Origin of the sequence: Brevibacillus porteri (assembly GCF_003013475.1) — a bacterium.
GTDB classification, from domain to species: Bacteria; Bacillota; Bacilli; order Brevibacillales; family Brevibacillaceae; genus Brevibacillus; species Brevibacillus porteri.
In genome coordinates this window covers 44,629-63,091 of sequence record NZ_PXZO01000053.1, presented here as the reverse complement: position 1 = coordinate 63,091, position 18,463 = coordinate 44,629, and the positions used below count along the sequence as shown (strand labels likewise).

20 protein-coding genes are annotated in these 18,463 nt (G+C 48.8%); 5 read left to right on the top strand and 15 right to left on the bottom strand.

The features are described from left to right. Positions 1-122 precede the first annotated feature (122 nt). A complete protein-coding gene (locus C7R92_RS25190) occupies positions 123-1,397 on the top strand; it encodes a hypothetical protein (RefSeq protein WP_069847729.1) in 1,275 nt (424 codons plus the stop codon). A gap of 63 nt (positions 1,398-1,460) precedes the next feature. Here the strand turns inward: C7R92_RS25190 and cysC are convergent, their stop codons facing one another. From cysC to C7R92_RS25150, 8 genes are all read right to left on the bottom strand, one after another. Beyond that, entirely contained in the window at positions 1,461-2,066 is a 606-nt protein-coding gene (gene cysC, locus C7R92_RS25185) for an adenylyl-sulfate kinase (RefSeq protein WP_106836043.1), read from the bottom strand. 39 nt (positions 2,067-2,105) lie between these two features. Continuing rightward, complete coding sequence (gene sat, locus C7R92_RS25180; RefSeq protein ID WP_106836042.1) at positions 2,106-3,248, bottom strand: sulfate adenylyltransferase; 1,143 nt, start codon at positions 3,246-3,248, stop codon at positions 2,106-2,108. A gap of 42 nt (positions 3,249-3,290) precedes the next feature. After that, positions 3,291-4,007, bottom strand: a complete 717-nt coding sequence (locus C7R92_RS25175; protein ID WP_106836041.1) for a phosphoadenylyl-sulfate reductase — start codon at positions 4,005-4,007, stop codon at positions 3,291-3,293. Between the two features lie 43 nt (positions 4,008-4,050). After that, positions 4,051-5,541, bottom strand: a complete 1,491-nt coding sequence (cobA, locus tag C7R92_RS25170) for a uroporphyrinogen-III C-methyltransferase (RefSeq protein WP_244195812.1) — start codon at positions 5,539-5,541, stop codon at positions 4,051-4,053. Positions 5,542-5,597: 56 nt separating this feature from the next. Beyond that, on the bottom strand, positions 5,598-5,834 hold the full coding sequence (locus C7R92_RS25165; protein ID WP_106836040.1) for a DUF3906 family protein: 237 nt from the start codon (positions 5,832-5,834) through the stop codon (positions 5,598-5,600). A gap of 38 nt (positions 5,835-5,872) precedes the next feature. Continuing rightward, positions 5,873-7,489, bottom strand: a complete 1,617-nt coding sequence (locus C7R92_RS25160) for a nitrite/sulfite reductase (RefSeq protein ID WP_106836039.1) — start codon at positions 7,487-7,489, stop codon at positions 5,873-5,875. Beyond that, complete coding sequence (locus tag C7R92_RS25155; RefSeq protein ID WP_106836038.1) at positions 7,455-8,267, bottom strand: sirohydrochlorin chelatase; 813 nt, start codon at positions 8,265-8,267, stop codon at positions 7,455-7,457. Before C7R92_RS25155 ends, C7R92_RS25160 begins: the two co-directional genes overlap by 35 nt. A 177-nt stretch (positions 8,268-8,444) precedes the next feature. Beyond that, entirely contained in the window at positions 8,445-9,203 is a 759-nt protein-coding gene (locus C7R92_RS25150) for an arylamine N-acetyltransferase family protein (protein WP_069847745.1), read from the bottom strand. Between the two features lie 148 nt (positions 9,204-9,351). On the opposite strand from C7R92_RS25150, the gene C7R92_RS25145 reads away from it, so the two are divergent. After that, positions 9,352-10,236 (top strand): LysR family transcriptional regulator, encoded by an 885-nt coding sequence (locus C7R92_RS25145; RefSeq protein WP_106836037.1) that lies wholly within the window; start codon positions 9,352-9,354, stop codon positions 10,234-10,236. A 33-nt stretch (positions 10,237-10,269) separates the two neighbouring features. Here C7R92_RS25145 and C7R92_RS25140 read toward each other — a convergent pair whose 3' ends face one another. The 6 genes from C7R92_RS25140 to C7R92_RS25115 all read right to left on the bottom strand — a co-directional run bounded on the left by C7R92_RS25140 (position 10,270) and on the right by C7R92_RS25115 (position 14,533). Then, positions 10,270-11,037 (bottom strand): potassium channel family protein, encoded by a 768-nt coding sequence (locus C7R92_RS25140; protein ID WP_106836036.1) that lies wholly within the window; start codon positions 11,035-11,037, stop codon positions 10,270-10,272. A 147-nt stretch (positions 11,038-11,184) separates the two neighbouring features. Continuing rightward, positions 11,185-11,622, bottom strand: coding sequence for a DUF350 domain-containing protein (locus C7R92_RS25135; RefSeq protein WP_069847749.1), 438 nt, complete (start codon positions 11,620-11,622; stop codon positions 11,185-11,187). 21 nt (positions 11,623-11,643) lie between these two features. After that, positions 11,644-12,891 carry a glutathionylspermidine synthase family protein gene (locus C7R92_RS25130; protein WP_208636235.1) on the bottom strand — a complete coding sequence of 416 codons (1,248 nt, stop codon included), beginning with the start codon at positions 12,889-12,891 and terminating at the stop codon, positions 11,644-11,646. A gap of 4 nt (positions 12,892-12,895) precedes the next feature. Continuing rightward, positions 12,896-13,153, bottom strand: a complete 258-nt coding sequence (locus tag C7R92_RS25125) for a hypothetical protein (protein WP_069847752.1) — start codon at positions 13,151-13,153, stop codon at positions 12,896-12,898. Positions 13,154-13,164: 11 nt separating this feature from the next. Further along, complete coding sequence (locus tag C7R92_RS25120) at positions 13,165-13,611, bottom strand: hypothetical protein (RefSeq protein WP_069847754.1); 447 nt, start codon at positions 13,609-13,611, stop codon at positions 13,165-13,167. Between the two features lie 145 nt (positions 13,612-13,756). Further along, a complete protein-coding gene (locus tag C7R92_RS25115; RefSeq protein ID WP_106836035.1) occupies positions 13,757-14,533 on the bottom strand; it encodes an inositol monophosphatase family protein in 777 nt (258 codons plus the stop codon). A 280-nt stretch (positions 14,534-14,813) separates the two neighbouring features. Here C7R92_RS25115 and C7R92_RS25110 point away from each other — a divergent pair, with 280 nt between their 5' ends. Then, positions 14,814-15,191: a hypothetical protein gene (locus tag C7R92_RS25110; protein ID WP_106836034.1), complete on the top strand. Its 378-nt coding sequence runs from the start codon at positions 14,814-14,816 to the stop codon at positions 15,189-15,191. 47 nt (positions 15,192-15,238) lie between these two features. On the opposite strand, the gene C7R92_RS25105 is transcribed toward C7R92_RS25110, so the two are convergent. Continuing rightward, positions 15,239-15,727: a PaaI family thioesterase gene (locus C7R92_RS25105; protein ID WP_106836033.1), complete on the bottom strand. Its 489-nt coding sequence runs from the start codon at positions 15,725-15,727 to the stop codon at positions 15,239-15,241. Positions 15,728-15,948: 221 nt separating this feature from the next. On the opposite strand from C7R92_RS25105, the gene ilvD reads away from it, so the two are divergent. After that, positions 15,949-17,625, top strand: a complete 1,677-nt coding sequence (gene ilvD / locus C7R92_RS25100) for a dihydroxy-acid dehydratase (RefSeq protein WP_106836032.1) — start codon at positions 15,949-15,951, stop codon at positions 17,623-17,625. Between the two features lie 143 nt (positions 17,626-17,768). After that, positions 17,769-18,371 (top strand): ArsR/SmtB family transcription factor, encoded by a 603-nt coding sequence (locus tag C7R92_RS25095; protein ID WP_017250561.1) that lies wholly within the window; start codon positions 17,769-17,771, stop codon positions 18,369-18,371. The last annotated feature ends 92 nt before the right edge of the window (positions 18,372-18,463 follow it).

Here is an 18,463-nt window from a genome sequence, read left to right as displayed (position 1 = left end):
CGAAAATGGGGCAGAATTAGCTGGATTGTGATTTTTTTCCGTTTTTGCGAAACCTTTTCTCTATTTGTGCGTAGAAGAAGAGGGGAATAAAAAAATAATATACATAGGGGAGGAACAACATCATGTGGAAAAAAGGAAGCGCCCTTCTGGTAGCAGGTACAGTATTGCTGACCGGTTGTGCTGGCGAGGCATCCCTGGTGCGTGATTCTATCGTAGCGACAATTGAAAAGCCAAACTATGATTTTGAAGGCTCCTTGAAGCTGACAGGCGACGTTGAGAAATTGCCTGAAGCATTCGGAGAAACGGCTGACAAAGAAGGAACGGCGTTGTTGTCCGCTTTGAAAGCAGGCGTAACAGTAAAAGGCTCCCAGCTGGATATGGATACTGTGAAGTTTGAAGTAGAAGTAAAAGACGACAAACTCCTGCGCGACAACAAGCTGTGGACAGGTGACAAAAAAGCATCTGTTGAAACGATCGTTGACGAAGATAAAGTCTATGTGAAGTCTCCACTGGACAGCAAGTACTTGGTAATCGATTCGAGCGCATCCAATCCTTTCATGGCTGAGTTTGGCGGCTCCGATGCTGCTAACGCTGCGAAGCTGAAAGACTACCAAGACAAAATGAACGACCTTACTTTCAACTTTGTTAAAAAGTATGTAAGTAAATATGGCTATACATTGACAGACGCGAAAAACCATGGCAAACAATCCGTTACATTGCCGAACGGTGAGAAAGTAGAAGCGACTCACGTAACTGTAAAAATCGACGCAAAAGAACTCGTGAAAATGTTCTTCTTCACAGCTAACGATGCAGTAGCTAGCAAAGAAGTAAAAGATTTTGCGATCGATATGATGGTACTGACCACTTCCATGACAGAAGATCTGTATCCAGAACTGGGCAAGAAAACTACAGAGGCTGAGAAGCGTGCAAATGCAGAAGCAATGATCAACGAAAGCATGGCTGAAGCGAAAAAATGGCTGGATGAAACAGGTAAAGTATACACACCTGAAAAAATCGTAGAAGAAATGAAAAAAGAAGGCTTCCACAAGCTCGCTTGGAACCTCGACTTCTACATCGACAGCAACAAAATGCCTGTGAAACAAACAAGCGATCTGAGCGTAACTTTCCAAGCTCCTGAAATGAAGCAAGCAGTGACAATCGGTCTGGCTGCTGATCAATATGCATACAACTTCGGAAAAGCAACCAAGTTCAATGCACCAGCAAAAGATGCTGGTCTGACTGTAGAACAGCTGGTGAAAGATGAAAAAGCAATCAACAGCTTTAGCGACAAAGGCTTTGTTCGTCCAATCGCTGAAAGCATGGTTGATCAACAAAAATGGATGGAAGAATTGACTGAGGATCTGGAAGCTGAAGAAGCAGCGACCACTACGAAGTAATATTTTCCCTCACGAAGAAAGCACGGCGCCTCTCGCGTCGTGCTTTTTTACATCCCCATAAAATTAGAGAATTTGCTGCTCTTCCAGGTATGTAAGGACACTCTGGACAGATTCTTCAATTGTCTGCTTGTCGCTTTCAATGACCAGTTCCGCTTGAACAGGCTCTTCATACGGTGCTGAAATCCCCGTAAACTGACCAATCTCTCCGTTTCTCGCTTTTTGATATAGTCCCTTCACATCCCGTCGCTCACACTCATCCAATGAACATTTTACGTATACCTCGATGAATTCTCCTGCCTCTACCAGATTACGCGCAAGCTCCCGGTCTTCCCGATAAGGAGAGATAAATGCCGTCAAGGTAATCAAGCCTGCATCTACGAACAGCTTCGCGACCTCGCCAATTCGGCGAATATTTTCCCGTCTGTCCTCTGTCCCAAACCCCAATCCGCGGTTTAAGCCGTGACGTATATTGTCACCATCCAGTACGTAACTGGCCAGTCCTCTTTGATGCAATTCGTGTTCGACTGCATTGGCCAACGTCGATTTGCCCGCACCAGACAGCCCCGTAAACCATAAGACACAGCTTTTGTGGCCCGCACGCTTTTGACGGTCTTGTTTGGTTACCGTCGTTGGATGCCATACGATATTCGCGGTGCCCTCTCTACTCATCGTCTCTCTCCTCTCTTACAACCGCTTTCTTCTAGCCGATTATGATACGGACACCGGTCGCATCCCTTCGATCAATACCAGCGCGACCTCAGGACGGCTAAATTCAGGTGGCGGAGCCTCCCCGCGCGCCAGCATTTCCCTCACTTTTGTTCCGGACAGCGCGACATGGTGCTCACTACCATGCGGGCATGTTTTGGTAGAGGCCATGTTTTCGCAGCTCTTGCAATAAAAGCTGTTCTCGAAAAATAATGGCGTAATCCCTAGCTCCTCTGGCTGGAACTGGCGGAAAATATGCTGGGCATCGTACGTCCCGTAATAGTTGCCAACACCCGCGTGGTCCCGACCTACAATAAAATGAGTGCAGCCGTAATTCTTCCTCACCAATGCGTGAAAAATCGCTTCCCGCGGTCCTGCATAACGCATCGCAGCTGGGAATACGGCCAACTCTACCCGGGTAGCCGGATAGTATTTCTCCAGCAATACCTGATAACTGTTCATCCGCACATCCGCTGGGATGTCATCTGCCTTCGTTTCGCCCACTAGAGGATTCAAAAAGAGACCGTCGACGATTTCGAGTGCTGACTTCTGGATGTATTCATGCGCGCGGTGGACTGGGTTGCGCGTCTGAAAGCCGACAATCGTTCTCCAGCCCTTCTCGGCAAATCTTTCTCTCGTTTGTGCCGGATCGAAGTGATAGCTGGCAAAGCGACCTTTTTCGGTGCGCCTTACTAACGTAATTGGGCCAGCCAAATAAACGGCGGGACGCTCCAGTAGCTTTTTCACCCCGGGATGATTCGTATCGTCGGTACCATAGACGAGCCGGGCTTCACGCTCCTTGTCAGGTGAATAAATATCGGTGATCGCAAGAATGCCATAGACCGAACCTTTATGGCTCAACCGCACCTTGTCTCCAATCTGCAAGGCTCCTGCGACAGTGGTCGAGACCGGAAGCGTAATCGGAATGCTCCAAACGGTACCATCTACCAGTCGCATCTGCTCTACGACAGAAATATAATCCGCACGATTCAAAAATCCCTCAAGCGGACTGTAGCCCCCAATCCCGATTAACTCCAGATCTGCGAGTGCAAATGCATCTATCTCTACCTCATGCGTAGTCACCGACAGGTCTGCCTGTGGATCAAAACGGTTTACCAGCTCTCCCCCGTGAGGTTTCCCACTCATACAAAAGTCCCTCCTATCCATGGTTTGTTTTTCTCTTTTTCGTTACCTTGCGAGATGCAAGCCACATTCCGTTTTCCCTGCTTGCGCCCAGCGCCCTGCTCTCGAATCCTCGCCCTCTTTTACAGGACGAGTACAAGGAGCGCAGCCGATGCTCGGATAGCTCTGGTCGTGAAGGGGGTTGTACGGCAATTCAAATGCCCGAATGTACTGCCATACTTCCTCCGACTTCCAATGAATGAGCGGGCAAATTTTTAGCGACTTGAATTTTTCATCGCGATTGATAAAATCGACATTCGCTCTCGTGGCCGACTGCTCTCTGCGTAGTCCTGACAACCATGCAACCGCTCCGGTCAGCACACTTTCCATCGGCTGTACTTTGCGGATATGGCAGCACATATCCGGCTGCCTGCTCCACAATTCTTCGCCATGGAGGTCTGCCTGCTGTGCCAGCGTGATGTCCGGCTGCTTGACCGATATCCGCAACGCAGGATACCTCGCTCTCACCTGCTCAATCAAGCTGTACGTCTCGGAAAAGTGGAGATTCGTATCCAAAAAAGTGATCTTGGCATCCTTTTTTATTCCACTGATCATATCGAGCAGCACCATGGCCTCGGCCCCAAAGCTACAAGAATAAATCAAATCATCTGAAAACGTTTGGTAGGCCCATCTGATTACATCTATGGTGTCGCCCTTTGCGAGACTATTATTGATGGAAGCGAGTTGTTCCTCTGTAGCTGTCGCAAAATTCAGCTGGCTCATATGCCCCCTCCTTGATCATTCAGCGTACGATCCTTCCTGCGAACTAGTCGTCGACAAGACAAGAGTCTGCCCACGCTTGGCATGGGCGCCACGCCATGAGCTCATTTATATGGATCGCTTTATCTTCTTGGCTGCTCACGGTTTGCCAGCCCATTTCTCTCGCTGCAGCTGCTGTTTCCTTCCCGACACATACGATCGGTGTCTTTGACCAGGTATCGCCGGCGAATTGCGCCAGAGCTGACAGCGTATGAGCGTCATCCGTCGCTATCCAATCAAATGACAATCCTGCCTCTTTCGTACCGACCTGCTTCTCATCCCATTCCACCGTGCCTGCTTGGATCACTTGAATCACCTTGCCGTGGTCCAGCGTGATTCTTTGCGGCTTCCTTGCCCCTATATAAAGCACCTGCTCTTCTTTTTCCAAGGCAAGCAGGTCAGGGAATGCGAGCAGTGATGTGTTTTCATCCAGCACCAAGTCCGGATATATCCCCCGTTTCTCGAAAGCCTCAAAAGCCAGTTGCCCACAAACAGCCAGCTTGTTCGTCAAGCGCCGTACATCAAAACGCTGTTGTCGCAAGGCAGAAGTAAAAAAGGATACTTGCTGCTCATTCTCGAAGACGAGCCAACGATAAGTGGCAAGCTCTGTCAATGGTGTGTCAAACGTGCAACGTTCGCTCAAAGGAATCGGTAGGACTTCGGCGCCCAACTGCTCCAATGCAATTACGAGCTCGCTATTTCCTTCATCGCTTGCTCTTCCTGCAACGGCTACCCGTTGTCCGAATAAGGGGCGTGATTCGTACCAATTCAGCGATTCCCGCAGACGGACGACCTCACCTACGATAATGATAGCGGGTGCGGCAAAACGAGCCTGCTCGACTTCCTTATCTATCGTCCCAAGCTTGCCGATCAACGTCTCCTGCTCACGCACCGTCCCCCAGCGCACGAGAGCAACGGGCGTATGGATGTCTTTTCCATGCGCAAGAAGGCGCTCCCTGATGCGAGGCAGATTTTTCACACCCATGTAGATGACCAACGTTTCCATCGAGGCGAGGGCAGCCCAGTCCGGTTCCTTTCCCGCATTTTTTTCACACAAGTGACCGGTGACAAAAGCGACGGAAGAGTTGTAGTCACGATGAGTCAGCGGAATCCCCGTATAGAGCGGAGCCGCCATCCCGGAAGTAATCCCTGGGACGATCTCAAACGGAATAGAATGGTCACGGCACATCTGTGCTTCCTCTCCTACCCGCCCGAACATACTCGGGTCCCCGCCTTTCAGTCGAACGACATATTTCCCTTTTTGAGATTCCCGGATGAGAAGGAGGTTGATCTCTTCTTGCGGCAATGTATGATGATCCGCCTCTTTCCCGCAATAGATGAGGGTGGCTCCCTTTTTTGCGTACGAGAGAAGCTGCGGGCTTGCTAGGCGATCGTACACAATCACATCCGCAAGCCGAAGCGACTCCATGCCGCGAATCGTCAGCAGCTTGGGGTCACCAGGCCCTGCTCCGACAAAAACGACTCTGCCTGTGTTCATTACGAATCCGTCCTCCTTGCTGCTTGGTTCCTTCACAGGAAGAGCCCTCACCATATTTAAGTAAACGTAGAGGTTTCCACTACGTACCCGACTCCTTGGCGTCCGAACGGCTTCTTTTCAACCAAGCTCATCTCTTTGATACGCGGTGGCACTATCGTATGTCGCAAGAGATTGTTCTCAGCTGAAGTGAAGGCTCGCTCATCCGTTTTGGCGATGACCACTACCGTCAGTAACCGACCTTCCTCTAGCACGGCTTCCAGCTTGTAAAGGTAGCTCTCTGTTTCCTCTGCCATGACATGTCCCCCCTAACCTGGCTATACCCGCACCTGTATTACGCTGGTTGCAGAATAGAGTCAACCTGTGCTTGGATATGGGAAAGTCCTACCCGCTCCACATAGCGCCAGTATGGTTCGCCTTCCTGACGATCCGCCTTGTACAGCGTAATCAATTGGGCAAGGAACGGACCGAGTCTGTCTACAGTAATCCGCGCGTTGAGCTTGCGGTTGAATTGCGGCTCCTCCAGTGTCCCACCTACGTAGATGTCAAACGCCTCTACCATTCCGTTCGATGTCTTGACCAGTGAGCCTTGCAGTCCGATATCCGCAATTTGGCGCTGACCGCAAGAATTCGGGCAACCGATCATATGAATGCGCAGCGGCGTTTCGAGAACGACCGTATCATCCAAAAATTGAGCCAGCGAACGCATCCGCTCCTTGGTCTCCACGATAGCCAGATTGCAATATTCAGTACCTGTGCACGATACGGCATACCCGACAAACGTATTGGGCTGCAATTTGAAACGGTTCACAATCATCGGCTCATTGCGGAAAGCTGCGACCTTCGCTTCGGGAATGTTGCGTATCAGGACATTTTGGGTGTTACAGGTGCCAATCGTTCCATCGCCATATTCGTCTGCCAGACGGGCAAGTTCAGTTAGCTCCCCTGCATTCATCCGTCCAACGGGAACAGACAAGCCTGCGTAATATAGTCCTGCTTGGCGCTGCTCGTGAATGCCGTAAAAATATCCACCATTCCAGCCCGAGGTTAAATCGATACCACCCGGCTCAAGCTCGCCAATCAGCTCCATTAATTGCTCCTTGAACTTTTCCGGTCCCCAGTCAGCGACCAAAAACTTAAGACGTGCATGGGTACGTTTTTGACGGTAGCCGAAATCGCGGAACAGAGTCGTAACTCCTGCCGCCACTTTGACGACCTCCTCTGGTCGAACGAACACATCCAGTTGCTTCGCCAAGTATGGCTTCGCTGACAAGCCGCCACCTACCCATACATGAAAGCCGATTACTTCCTCGCCAGCAATGACTTTTTTAGCCGGAGTGAAAGCCAGATCGTTGATTTGCGCATGCGCGGCGTTATGAATATTGGCAGAAAGCGATATTTTGTACTTGCGTGGCAGATTGGAGAAGTCACGATTGAGCAAGAAGAACTTTTCCAGCTCCGCTACGATAGGACGTGTATCCAGCACTTCATGCGGATCAATTCCTGCCAGTGGGTTCCCCATGATTTGCCGCGGGCAGTCTCCACATGCTTCAAAAGAGGATAGTCCCGCAGAGGCGAGCCGATCAAAAATGTCAGCGAGCGATTCTACCGTGAGCCAGTGAAATTGCACGGCCTGACGTGTGGTCACATCCACCAGATCACGTCCACAATCTTCCGCGATGTTGGCGAGCACCCGAGCTTGTTCGCTGCTCAAAATGCCTCCAGGTATGCGCACGCGCATCATGAAGTGGCCGTTCTTTGGTCGCTGCTGATAGATGCCTGCCCATTTAAATCGATCCATGTCAGAAGATTCAATCGACGAAACCCCTTCTTTGGAATAGGTGTTTACGATCGTTTCAATGACGTCTAGTCCGTCTTTTTCCAGCTTCGTAAACTCCATTTTGTTGAGGGATGGATCAGCAGCCCACTTCCACTGCTTTCTCTCTGCCATGCTCGTACATGCTCCTTTGTGTGAAGATGTCAGTTACCAATGCCATTCGAATCGATTGGCTCATCCAGTCCGCAATCAGGGGGTGGGGCAAGTACGCACTGCCCTCATAGCGATAAGCCAAGCCCGCAAGCCGTTTCGGGATTACTTGTCGCGTGAAATAGCCCTGGCTGACGAACAGAGGAAGCACGATGACATCCCCTTTTTGTGCCAGTGAACAGGCTTGATCGTACAGAGTATCGGGCCTCAGTGTCGCATATCCGGCAGCGGCAAATGCATAGCGGTTTTGCAAGCGGAATGTCAGACGCAAGAGCAGCTTTTCCCACCGCTCATGACATCCAGGCAAGTCACTGCCATGCCCGACGAGCAACAAAGCCTCCTGACTAGGCAAGCGTGATAGACTTGCGATTCGCTCTGCCACGATCTGCTCGACATTTCCGTGATCCTCCAATGGTGGACACCAGAGAATTCTTGCCTGAACCGGAACGCGAATCAGGTCTGTCTCTCCTGTCGGCCATGGGTCTAGTCCAAGCATCGCGCGGATTTCCCCTACGTGATTGCTTCCTGCCGTAGCGAATAGCGGAACGACGACAATCGTTGTCGCTCCTGATGCTTCCAGACGTTTCACTTCCTCGCTGATACTTCGTCCTTCCACTCCTCCCAAGTAAGCTACCCGAATTGGCAAATCAGTGCGGCACTGCCAAACGGCTGATTCCACCAACGCCAACCAGTCAGGATCGGGTGAACCGTGAGCAATTACCAAAACCGCTGTTTTCGCCATCGGATAATCCCCTTATCCAAACTTATTTTGTAATTCATATATGTTTACTCGGAATTATAATTGGGATGGATTGCTCCGTCAATAACAAAATCTTTTGAATGGTAAAAACAACAGCCACCCCATTTCGTGGATGGCTGTTGTATCTAATCGTATCTTCTTAGACTATGGCTTCTCTCATCAAATGGAGAAGTGAAAGTAGCGACGAACGGTTTCCTCAATCTCATGTTTTTCTAGTTTTTCTTTTGTTTTCTCTTTTCCGTTGACGATGATCAATGTGTTTCCCAACAGGGTGATACGCCCCGTTTCCGTCACTCTCGAAAGGAAATACACTTTGTTGAACATGGACTCAGGGGATGTTTCCGTTAGCACACAAATTGGATGGATATTTTCAAAGTTCCACTGATTGGAAGGTTCCTCAAAACGATATTGGGTTTCCCACTCCTCATCGGTCTTCTTTTGCATGTAGTAGAGCGATTCGGATTCATCCTTATAGACGCGGTAAATACCATCACTATCAACAACTTCCTTTCCACTCAGTGGAACAGGGAGCCGTGGTGAATTTCCGCCAAATCCTACATCCACCAAGTATGGCTCGTTATCTAGCGATAAGATGTTGAACAAATGGGCGTTTTCCAGAGCCCAGACTCCATTTCCTACATAGACGGTTCCTGCCATCAGATAAGGCTTAAATCCCAGTTCCTTTAACAGAAAATAAAAGATTCCGTTTAACTCGTAGCACACGCCACCCTTCTCTGCTTGGACAATTTTTTGATACAGATCCTCTTCACGCAAAGAGAGGGGTTTCCTTGCAAGAATGTCGAGATTCTCAAAGTGAACGTTGAGTACATGTTGTTTTTGAAGATGGGACAAATACGCGAGATTTAGCTCGCTCTGCATCTGCGCCTGAATACGTTCTAAATATTTTTGAGTGTCCATCTATCTTTTACCTCCATTTATATACTTAACTTTTTATAATGTTTCGATTTGTACTTTCATTGTAAGGTTGATCATTGATAAATAAAAATATATATTTAACTATCATATTAATAACCCTGAATATATCAATATAAGGTGGAAATGTACTATGGAATTACTTCAACTCAAGTATTTTCAGACAGTCGCCCGTACGGAACATATGACAAAAGCGGCACAGGAACTCCGTATAGCCCAGCCAGCTCTCAGTGTTACCATCGCTCGCTTGGAAGAAGAATTAGGAGTCCCCTTATTTGATCGGATTGGGCGACAAATCCGCCTGAATGTTTTCGGAAAAGCTTTTCTCAAGAAGGTGGATATCGCTCTTGGGGCATTAGAAGATGGGAAACGCGAAATTGCAGACCTAGCTGGATTGGAACGTGGAAGTGTTTTGTTAGCTACGACAACCTTGAATCGGGTATCTGAATTGCTAGCACCTTTTCTATCCTTATATCCTCACATCAGCTTTCGCATCACCCAAGCAACTACAGACGAATTGAAGGTTCAACTGCTCGAAAAAGGTGAAATCGACTTTTGCCTCGCTACTTCCTCGATTGATCGGCCGGGAATCTGTAATCTACCCTTATTGACGGAAGAGATCGTACTGGCTGTACCAAGTACACATCGTCTCGCAGACCGCCAGCGTATCCACCTCAGTGAAGTAGCAACTGATCCGTTCATTAGTCTAAAACCGGGCTACAGCTTCCGTGAAATCACCGATGATTTCTGTCGAGCGGCTGGTTTTATACCCAATATCGTATGTGAAGGGGACGAGCCTGCAGCCATCAGCGGCTTGGTACGCGCTGGTCTTGGTGTTGCTTTTATCCCAATCGCCGCCAAAAAGGAATTGCCACCGCTTACGCTCCTTCATATTGAGGAGCCTGTTTGCCAATGGACTCCTCATTTGGTTTGGCATGAAAAGCACTACTTGTCACTTGCTGCACAGACCTTTCGTGAATTTGTTGTACAGCATTACGCTCTCGGGATAATCACATAAAAAAGCTGTCAGGCCAATACCTGACAGCTCCTCTTATTCCTCACTCTTTTTCCTCGTTCGACGATACAGCAAATCCATACTTTCTTTGAGCGTCTCATACTCGTGCTCGGTCAAGTTTTCGATCTGTTGGATATTTGCAATCGCCTGCTTTTTGATCTCTTCGGTCAAGCGATCTTTCTCATCCGGGCCTTTGCTTTCATGTGTCTCTGTCCAATGCGTAGCAAAATTCGCCGTCAAGGCTCCAAGCATTCCGATCCCCGTTATCATCAAGATCGTCGCCATGATCCTTCCACCTGCCGTCACGGGCGAAATATCACCGTAGCCGACTGTCGTGGTTGTCACAATCGACCACCACAGCGCATCCGGGAAGCTTTTGATGTTCTCGTTTACACCGTATTCGAGCAAATAAATAGCAGTCGAACTCCACAGCATGATGATCGTGACGACACCAACTACTTGACGCATCGGGCCTGATCGAATGATTCCCAGCAAAAACGGCGAAGCACGCACGATACGCACTAGCCGAAGCACGCGCATAATTCTGGCTAAATACAAATAAGAGTCCAATGGAATCATCGCGATCAGGTCGAACCAGTTGGCAAATACGAATTTTCGTTTATCTTTCGCCCTCCAGAGCCGGACCAAATACTCGACAATCAGCATGATGATCAGCGCATTGTCTACCTTGTTCATCAGTTCATCAGTCAACAGAGGGTGATTGGAGAAGTCTGCGAACAACAGGATCGCATACGTAATTACTAGCATAATGATAAAAATCTCATACATGACGCGCCAGAACAAAAAGACTCCTCCCTGTGCTCATAAGTGCCTACTCAAAATATGATCTGTTCCGCATCGAAAAAGAGGCGAGAACCTGAAGCGGGAGGAGCCAAATGTAGAGAACCTACACGAGCACCAGACTTCTAAGGTGAACGCCTCTTTCCATGCTTAGTAGCTGATCAGCGCAGCCATCAACAAGCCCGCTGCAATACTCAAACGCGAAGCGAAAATACCGACGGATACGTTCCCGTTCGGAATTTCAGACACGACTTTAAATGGTGTGACCCATTCGAACAAATAAAAAACGATGACTTGAAATACCATTCCTACAATACCCCAGATGACTAAATCCCACAAGTTAACGGAGTGGTATACAGCCGAAGCGAGGACGATTGCCAAACCGATGATTTTCCCTCCCAAATCGTGCGAGGCTGCTTTTGCCGCTGCCATTTTCTTCGGATCGTCAGTCTGTGCCCCCTGCTTGATCAGATCAAATTCTTTGTAAGGAGTCGTGATTGTAAACACAAAAATTCCCACAGCCAATATCGGAATGGTTACTGCCAAATACGCCAAAAAATTCAATACGTAATCCAATTGTCCCAACATGTAAATTGTCCTCTCCTTTCGCTACTTATCTATGCCGACCGGCAAATAATAGGATAGGTTGTTTGTAATCGGTCCCCCGACACGGGCTACAATTGCTGATGCCTCTGTGCCGATCCAAAAGGACCCCCAGAGCAGCCGTCCAGCATAAGCTCCCTTCATCGTCTGAACCGTTATCTGTGGAAGCTCCACTCGTTTCTGATATATCATCGGCTGCTCCCAGTAAAACTCCTCCTGATCCTTCTCTTGCAGCGTACCATCTGATGCAAACAGCATGACACCGCCACCTTCCCGCCCAAAAATCGGTTTCGTGACGTAGTCCTCCCTGCCTGCAAACCGATTTTCAAAATAAGTCGGCAGCATATAAGCTTCGATGATCGCGTGCTCCTCTTCTGTAAAAAACTCATTCGCCTCATGCAAGTTCCAGATGAGCGCCTGCAAAGCCTTCGTCTGAATGAGAAACGCAGAAGGAGGATTAATAATGGCGAGTTTTTTGCGGGCAATCAACGAAAGCACATGCTCACCAGTCGGGTAGCCATCTTCATCCTGTTCTACCGCCAGCTTTTCCAAAGCATGCAAACGGTACAGCACATCGACTGGCAGTAGCTCCTCATTCTCCTTTACATAGAGACGATCTTGCCAAACACGCAAATGCTCCAAAGCGGCAAACCGAGCAGACAGACCCGATTGGTTCAATAAGTACAATGTCGTTCCCTTGTCTTCCTCATGCCAGTCGAGCGAGCTAAACCAGACAGAGTCCGTATTATAGCCCTGTGCCCGATACGCGTCGACCACCTTGCTGAATGCCGAACGCAACTGCCGCTCCATCCCTACATTCGGGTCCTCACGCTGGAAATGGCGACAAGCACGACCGTTCACATAAAAAGCCTCGACGATTCCTGTAGGGGTATCGCTGTTGCACTCAAGCATCTTCAATCCTTCTGTTGTCTGGGCAAAATCAAAGCGTCCAATCACAGTCGGCACTGTTTGGGAAACGACGATCCTAACTGCCTGCAAAGCCTGCTTTGGCACTCCTAGTTCCAACAACAGGGAGTCCTCTGCACGCTGCAATACCGGAACGACCTTGGTAAAAATTTGCCCAAGCCGCTCGGTTGCCATCGCGACTTCCTCTCGAAAGGAGGGCGGGATCAGGTGGATATCATAAAGCGCATACTCCTCGCCATACATCCAATCCCAGGTAAATACGCCCTCTTCCCGCATCGGACCATACAGCGCCTCTCGTTCTCGTCGGTTATGGTCTTCCACTTCCATCACCTCACCCGGAGCTGGAATAGCCCGAGCTGCCGATACCGCCCTTGGAGCTGCTCGTGCTTATCCCACTCGATACTCCGGATTTGCTCTTGTAAGACCTGTAAGTAGAGCTCGAACCCCCACTGCTGCTATCGTCACAATAGCCGTCATTGTCGTTATCGTAGCAATCATCATCATAGTCGTCCCCGGAAGAACAACCGCTGATCGCAAGTGCAGCTGCGACGAACAGACCGACTACTTTTTTCGATTTCGTTTGTGCCATCTTTCTTCCTCCTACACTGGCTTCGCGTAGTAAACATAAACCTGCCGATCTTCATCCACTTCGGCCGATGTCTTCTCCCATTCGCGTCCATTCACGTACAAATAGTCGCTTTGCAAATGCAAGAGAGCATCGTCATCGTCCTTGAAGTAAAACGTGTGTACAAGCGGATAAACGCGTGCATTTTCTTGATATTCACGCATTTCGATCTGGATGCTGCCCCAGCGTGCAGTCACAGCCTCCGCATAATCGACAGCTTGCTCTTCTGTTGAGCGCTTGACGTAAATGACATACGTGCCGTTTTCGATTGCACAGGACGTCTTTTCATAAACGACATGCCCCTTCACCAAATAATCGCAAGCGAAACGCAAGGAGACCTCGTCTTTGTTCACGTTGTCGTAGTAAAACTGAACAGGGTATCCCCTCGCCTCATCCAGCAGCCGATATTCCAGTCGTGCCATTTTTCTCACCTCTTTTACCTATCACAGAATAACAAATCATGCGCAACAGTTTTATACGTGCGCCGAAACATTTGGTTGCCAATAAATGAAAAGAAATCCAGCTGAGCCATAAACCGCTACATAAGTCCTACTTCTTTCGTTCCCGTTACTGTCGAATCATACCACGAATCGTTTCATGCAAATGTCCGTTGCTCGCCACTAATGAAGGCGTGTGATCTTGTTGGAATGGCTCATGCTGATATGGTTTTCCAGACCAGTCCGTAACCGTTGCACCCGCCTCCTGGGCGATAACAATTCCGGCGGCCACATCCATAATATTGGAACGTTGCATCACGATATAATCGAGCCATCCGTTTGCCAGCAAGCACCAGTCCAGCGCAGGCGCAATATTTCGCATGAGACGCTTGGTCTGGAATACAAACGGTTCTGTAAAAGCCATCTCTTCTTCCTTCGTTACCGTGTCGCGTCCACGGATGTACGTACCGACTGCACGTGAGAGGTCTTGACGGTTATTGACGTTCAATCGTTTTCCGTTCAAATAGGCTCCTTTTCCTTTTTCCGCCCAAAACATTTGACCCGCTACCGGATTGTAGACGACGCCCAGCACCAGCTCGCCCTTGTGCTGCAAGGCAATCGAGATCGAGAAATACGGATAGCCGATAAAATAGTTATTCGTTCCATCTAAAGGATCAATAATCCACAGATACTCTTCCTCGCGGGAAACCATTCCGACCTCTTCAGAAAAAATGGTATGTGTCGGGAAGTGGCGATGCAGGACCTCAATGATGCGCTTTTCACTGCCTTTATCCTCTGGCAGCTTCACGTCGTTATGCAATTCCTCATCGGGCACGAGCTGTTCGAGAAAACGTTCTTTCAAAAACGCACCCGCGACACTTGCTGCTTCTTTTGCAATTTCGATCATGATATTTCGCTCCTTTTTCTCTTTGGAACAACCTTTCAAATAAGAGTTCAATAAGTCGGCTTTTCAGCACCGAGAAGATGGCGAGAACTGAACGAAGGAGGAGCGGAGTGTAGGCAATCTACATGAGCACCGGACTTCGGAGGTGAACGCCATATTCGATGTCGAATTCGCTTTCTGGACTACTTCGTGATCAAAAGACGACTTTTTGAACAACCTTCCACTTGCACTTGTGCAGGAAAGATTACTATCATAGAAAGACACCCGAAGGAGGGGGATAAACATGAACACCGACTTCATTCGGCTAAAAAATATGGACGGTGAACTCAAATTCACCCAAATGAACAATAGCTACGGCTTCTCTGTCACCACGAAGGAGCTCGTTTTTTTCAAGCCACATATGACCTACCATTTGTTTTTGCAGGATATCATTAGCATGGTCCCGATGAAGCTGGACGTTAGCCCTGTCACGTTTCGGCATCAGAGTGAGGGGGTTCATGCTTCATTTGGTTCCGATTACTACAAGCTGACAGCTAAATGGGCGCGGATTGTTTCTCGATCCGGTATCGTCGAAAAAGAAAACATGGAGTTTATCGTGCCGCTTTCCACCAAAATGCTCGCTTATATTTCGGAATACAGCGGTCTCGTTGTCATCAAATAACACCGTCAACCCTCGCTCTCGCCTTTTTGGTGTGGAGCGAGGGCTTTTTATTTCCGATCATTTCTGGATAGCACGATGAACGTTCCTGTACCATGGGCGATCCGCCTATCCCGATCATCGTAGACACTGCCCTCCATGACGACCAACGTGTGTCCGCGATGCAAAAAGCTGGCTTCTGCGCGCAGCCGCTCTCCTATTCCCGGAAGTAAATAATTGACCTTCAGCTCTGTGGTCACTGCATACTGATTTGGTGGCAAAGACCGATTGATCAAGGAGCCCATTGCTGAGTCGATCAAAGTCGCGAGAATCCCTCCATGAACAACTCGACCTGAATTGTGCATAAAAGGGGTCAGAGGCAATTCGAAGCGATACGACTGTCTTTCGTCGTCGATGAACTCTCCCTTTAATCCAAGAAATCCAGAGATAAACGCGCTATTCCTTTCCCGCTTCTGCTGAATGGCAGCAACAGCCAGCTCGAGAATGCGGCGCTCTTCTTCATTCCCGTCCGACCAGATGTTTTTTAGCTCATCTAACATTTTGTTCACTCCAACCGAAATGGAATCGATTCTTCTATTTTATACCAAACAAGTTGATTTCGCTATGATTCCTAAACTTATGCCAATCGAGAGCAGCTGTCCGAACCACTCGAGACTGAGCAAATGTTCAGACTTTTACGGTTGTTTCTGTTATTAAAAATTGATAAGATAGTTCAAAACATAAGACAGGCATTATCCGTATGGGAAGGGAGTTTTTCAAATTGGCCAGACAACGCAGTGACATGATCAAAAAAGGATTCGACCGCGCACCGCACCGTAGCTTGCTTCGTGCAGCAGGTGTAAAGGATGAGGATTTCGATAAACCGTTCATCGCCATTTGCAACTCGTACATCGACATTATTCCAGGTCACGTGCACTTGCAGGAGTTTGGAAAACTGGTCAAAGAAGCCGTTCGTGCTGCTGGCATGGTTCCATTCGAATTCAATACGATTGGTGTTGACGACGGAATTGCTATGGGACATATCGGGATGCGCTACTCCCTCCCGAGCCGCGAGATCATCGCAGACAGCTTGGAAACCGTAGTCGCTGCTCACTGGTTTGATGGCATGATCTGTATACCGAACTGTGACAAGATCACACCTGGGATGATCATGGGCGCACTTCGTGTCAACATTCCAACCGTATTTGTAACCGGTGGTCCTATGAAAGCCGGAAAAACGAGTGATGGTCGCTCCATCTCACTTTCCTCCGTATTCGAGGGTGTCGGAGCTCACCAAGCAGGCTTGATCAACGACCAGCAACTCGAAGAGCTGGAGCAATATGGATGCCCGACTTGCGGTTCCTGTTCTGGTATGTTTACAGCGAACTCGATGAACTGTCTGCTCGAAGCCATCGGTTTGGCTCTGCCTGGCAATGGTACCGTACTCGCTGTCTCTCCTGAACGTCGCGAGCTGGTGCAAGCATCTGCTGAAAAACTGAAAAATCTGATTGAACGCGACATTAAGCCACGCGACATCGTGACACTCGAGGCAATCGACGATGCATTCGCACTCGACATGGCGATGGGTGGGTCAACCAATACAGTTCTCCATACACTGGCGATCGCACAAGAAGCAGGCATCGAATACCCGATCGAGCGCATCAACGAAGTAGCGAAGCGCATTCCGCATATTTGCAAGCTGGCGCCTTCCTCAGACTATCATATCGAGGATTGCCACGAGGCAGGCGGCGTATCAGCCGTTCTGAATGAAATCGCGAAAAAAGCAGGCGCGATCCATCCAGACCGTATCACTGTCACAGGCAAAACCCTTGGCGAAAACATCGCTGACGCCGAAATCAAAAACGATCAAGTCATTCGTCGCCTAGACAACCCGTACAGTGCTTCCGGCGGTCTCGCTGTTCTGTTCGGCAACCTGGCGGAGCAAGGCTCGATCATCAAAACAGGCGGTGTCGATCCTTCTATTAAAAAGCACGAAGGTCCAGCGATCTGCTTTGACTCCCAAGAGGACGCTCTGGCAGGAATCGCTGCTGGCAAAATTAAATCCGGTCACGTTGTCGTCATCCGCTACGAGGGACCTAAAGGCGGCCCAGGCATGCCAGAAATGCTGGCTCCTACCTCACAAATCGTGGGTATGGGCCTCGGTAAAGAAGTCGCTCTCGTCACAGATGGACGTTTCTCCGGTGCTTCTCGCGGGATCAGTATCGGCCACGTTTCTCCAGAAGCCGCAGAAGGCGGTCCAATTGCCTTCGTACAAGACGGAGATATCATCTCCATTGACCTCGAGGAGCGCACGATGCAACTACTCGTGGATGAAGCCGAGCTGGCTCGCCGCAAAGAAGACTGGAAAGAATTCGAGCCAAAAGTAAAAACTGGCTATCTGGCTCGTTACTCCAAACTGGTAACGAATGCGAGCATGGGTGGTATTTTGAAAATCTAGTGTTTCAGTAAAGGCAAAACCCTTCCTCTGTAAATCACCGTTACTCAGGAAGGGTTTTTGTATTTTGTATTGACTTTTCCAGCTATTCCCTTCTACAATCAAGTTAATAAATTTTAACTGGTTAAAAAGGATTGTGATGTATATTGGAGCAAAAGTCGATTTTTATCATCGAAAACTACGATCAGCTAAAAGTGATCAGTGACCCGTTACGCACGAAAATGCTGATGCGTCTGGTGGAAAAACCGCACACAGGGCAACAGCTCTCCCAACTTTTTGGACTGTCCCGCGCGAAGATTCTCTACCACCTGCGTGAGCTGGAGAAGCACGGCATCATCCAGTTGGTTAAAAAAGAAGAAAAGGGCGGCAACATTCTCAAGTACTATCAGGCGGTGGCAAGAGGCTTCATACCCGCTGATCATCTACTCACGTATACGGAATCGAAAGAGGCTACCAGACAATCTTACGTCGAAGTCTTGCAACGTGCGAAAACAAGAGCGCTCAGTGCTCCTGAAGAAGCCTTTGCGCTGACGTCAACGGAAGTCGAGAAATGGCCGCGCATCTCCCTGCAGTCTGAAGTCAGAGTCAGCGAGCAGGCGTTTGTGTCCTTTTTGCAAAAATACCGGAACCTGCTCCACGAATTGCAGCAAAGCTCCCTGGATGACCCATCTTCCATGCAGGATTACTACCTGATGATTACGGGATTTCAAATTGATGAACCATTATTCAAAAAGGATGGACAGCAGTAACAAAGGAAACTGTCATACGATAATTCCACCTGTGTATGAAAAACCTATTCGAGTAGGTTTTTCTTTCGGACATTAGGTTAATATTTTTTAAC

Excerpts from the sequence above, each read along its gene's own strand:
- C7R92_RS25105 (WP_106836033.1), bottom strand. The coding sequence starts at position 15,727 with ATGTTAGATGAGCTAAAAAACATCTGGTCGGACGGGAATGAAGAAGAG.
- C7R92_RS25155 (WP_106836038.1), bottom strand. The coding sequence starts at position 8,267 with ATGGCGAAAACAGCGGTTTTGGTAATTGCTCACGGTTCACCCGATCCT.
- C7R92_RS25130 (WP_208636235.1), bottom strand. The coding sequence starts at position 12,891 with ATGGAAGTGGAAGACCATAACCGACGAGAACGAGAGGCGCTGTATGGT.
- C7R92_RS25145 (WP_106836037.1), top strand. The coding sequence starts at position 9,352 with ATGGAATTACTTCAACTCAAGTATTTTCAGACAGTCGCCCGTACGGAA.
- C7R92_RS25175 (WP_106836041.1), bottom strand. The coding sequence starts at position 4,007 with ATGAGCCAGCTGAATTTTGCGACAGCTACAGAGGAACAACTCGCTTCC.
- C7R92_RS25190 (WP_069847729.1), top strand. The coding sequence starts at position 123 with ATGTGGAAAAAAGGAAGCGCCCTTCTGGTAGCAGGTACAGTATTGCTG.
- C7R92_RS25120 (WP_069847754.1), bottom strand. The coding sequence starts at position 13,611 with ATGGCACGACTGGAATATCGGCTGCTGGATGAGGCGAGGGGATACCCT.
- C7R92_RS25110 (WP_106836034.1), top strand. The coding sequence starts at position 14,814 with ATGAACACCGACTTCATTCGGCTAAAAAATATGGACGGTGAACTCAAA.
- C7R92_RS25160 (WP_106836039.1), bottom strand. The coding sequence starts at position 7,489 with ATGGCAGAGAGAAAGCAGTGGAAGTGGGCTGCTGATCCATCCCTCAAC.
- sat (WP_106836042.1), bottom strand. The coding sequence starts at position 3,248 with ATGAGTGGGAAACCTCACGGGGGAGAGCTGGTAAACCGTTTTGATCCA.
- C7R92_RS25115 (WP_106836035.1), bottom strand. The coding sequence starts at position 14,533 with ATGATCGAAATTGCAAAAGAAGCAGCAAGTGTCGCGGGTGCGTTTTTG.
- C7R92_RS25125 (WP_069847752.1), bottom strand. The coding sequence starts at position 13,153 with ATGGCACAAACGAAATCGAAAAAAGTAGTCGGTCTGTTCGTCGCAGCT.
- cysC (WP_106836043.1), bottom strand. The coding sequence starts at position 2,066 with ATGAGTAGAGAGGGCACCGCGAATATCGTATGGCATCCAACGACGGTA.
- cobA (WP_244195812.1), bottom strand. The coding sequence starts at position 5,541 with ATGAACACAGGCAGAGTCGTTTTTGTCGGAGCAGGGCCTGGTGACCCC.
- C7R92_RS25150 (WP_069847745.1), bottom strand. The coding sequence starts at position 9,203 with ATGGACACTCAAAAATATTTAGAACGTATTCAGGCGCAGATGCAGAGC.
- C7R92_RS25165 (WP_106836040.1), bottom strand. The coding sequence starts at position 5,834 with ATGGCAGAGGAAACAGAGAGCTACCTTTACAAGCTGGAAGCCGTGCTA.
- C7R92_RS25135 (WP_069847749.1), bottom strand. The coding sequence starts at position 11,622 with ATGTTGGGACAATTGGATTACGTATTGAATTTTTTGGCGTATTTGGCA.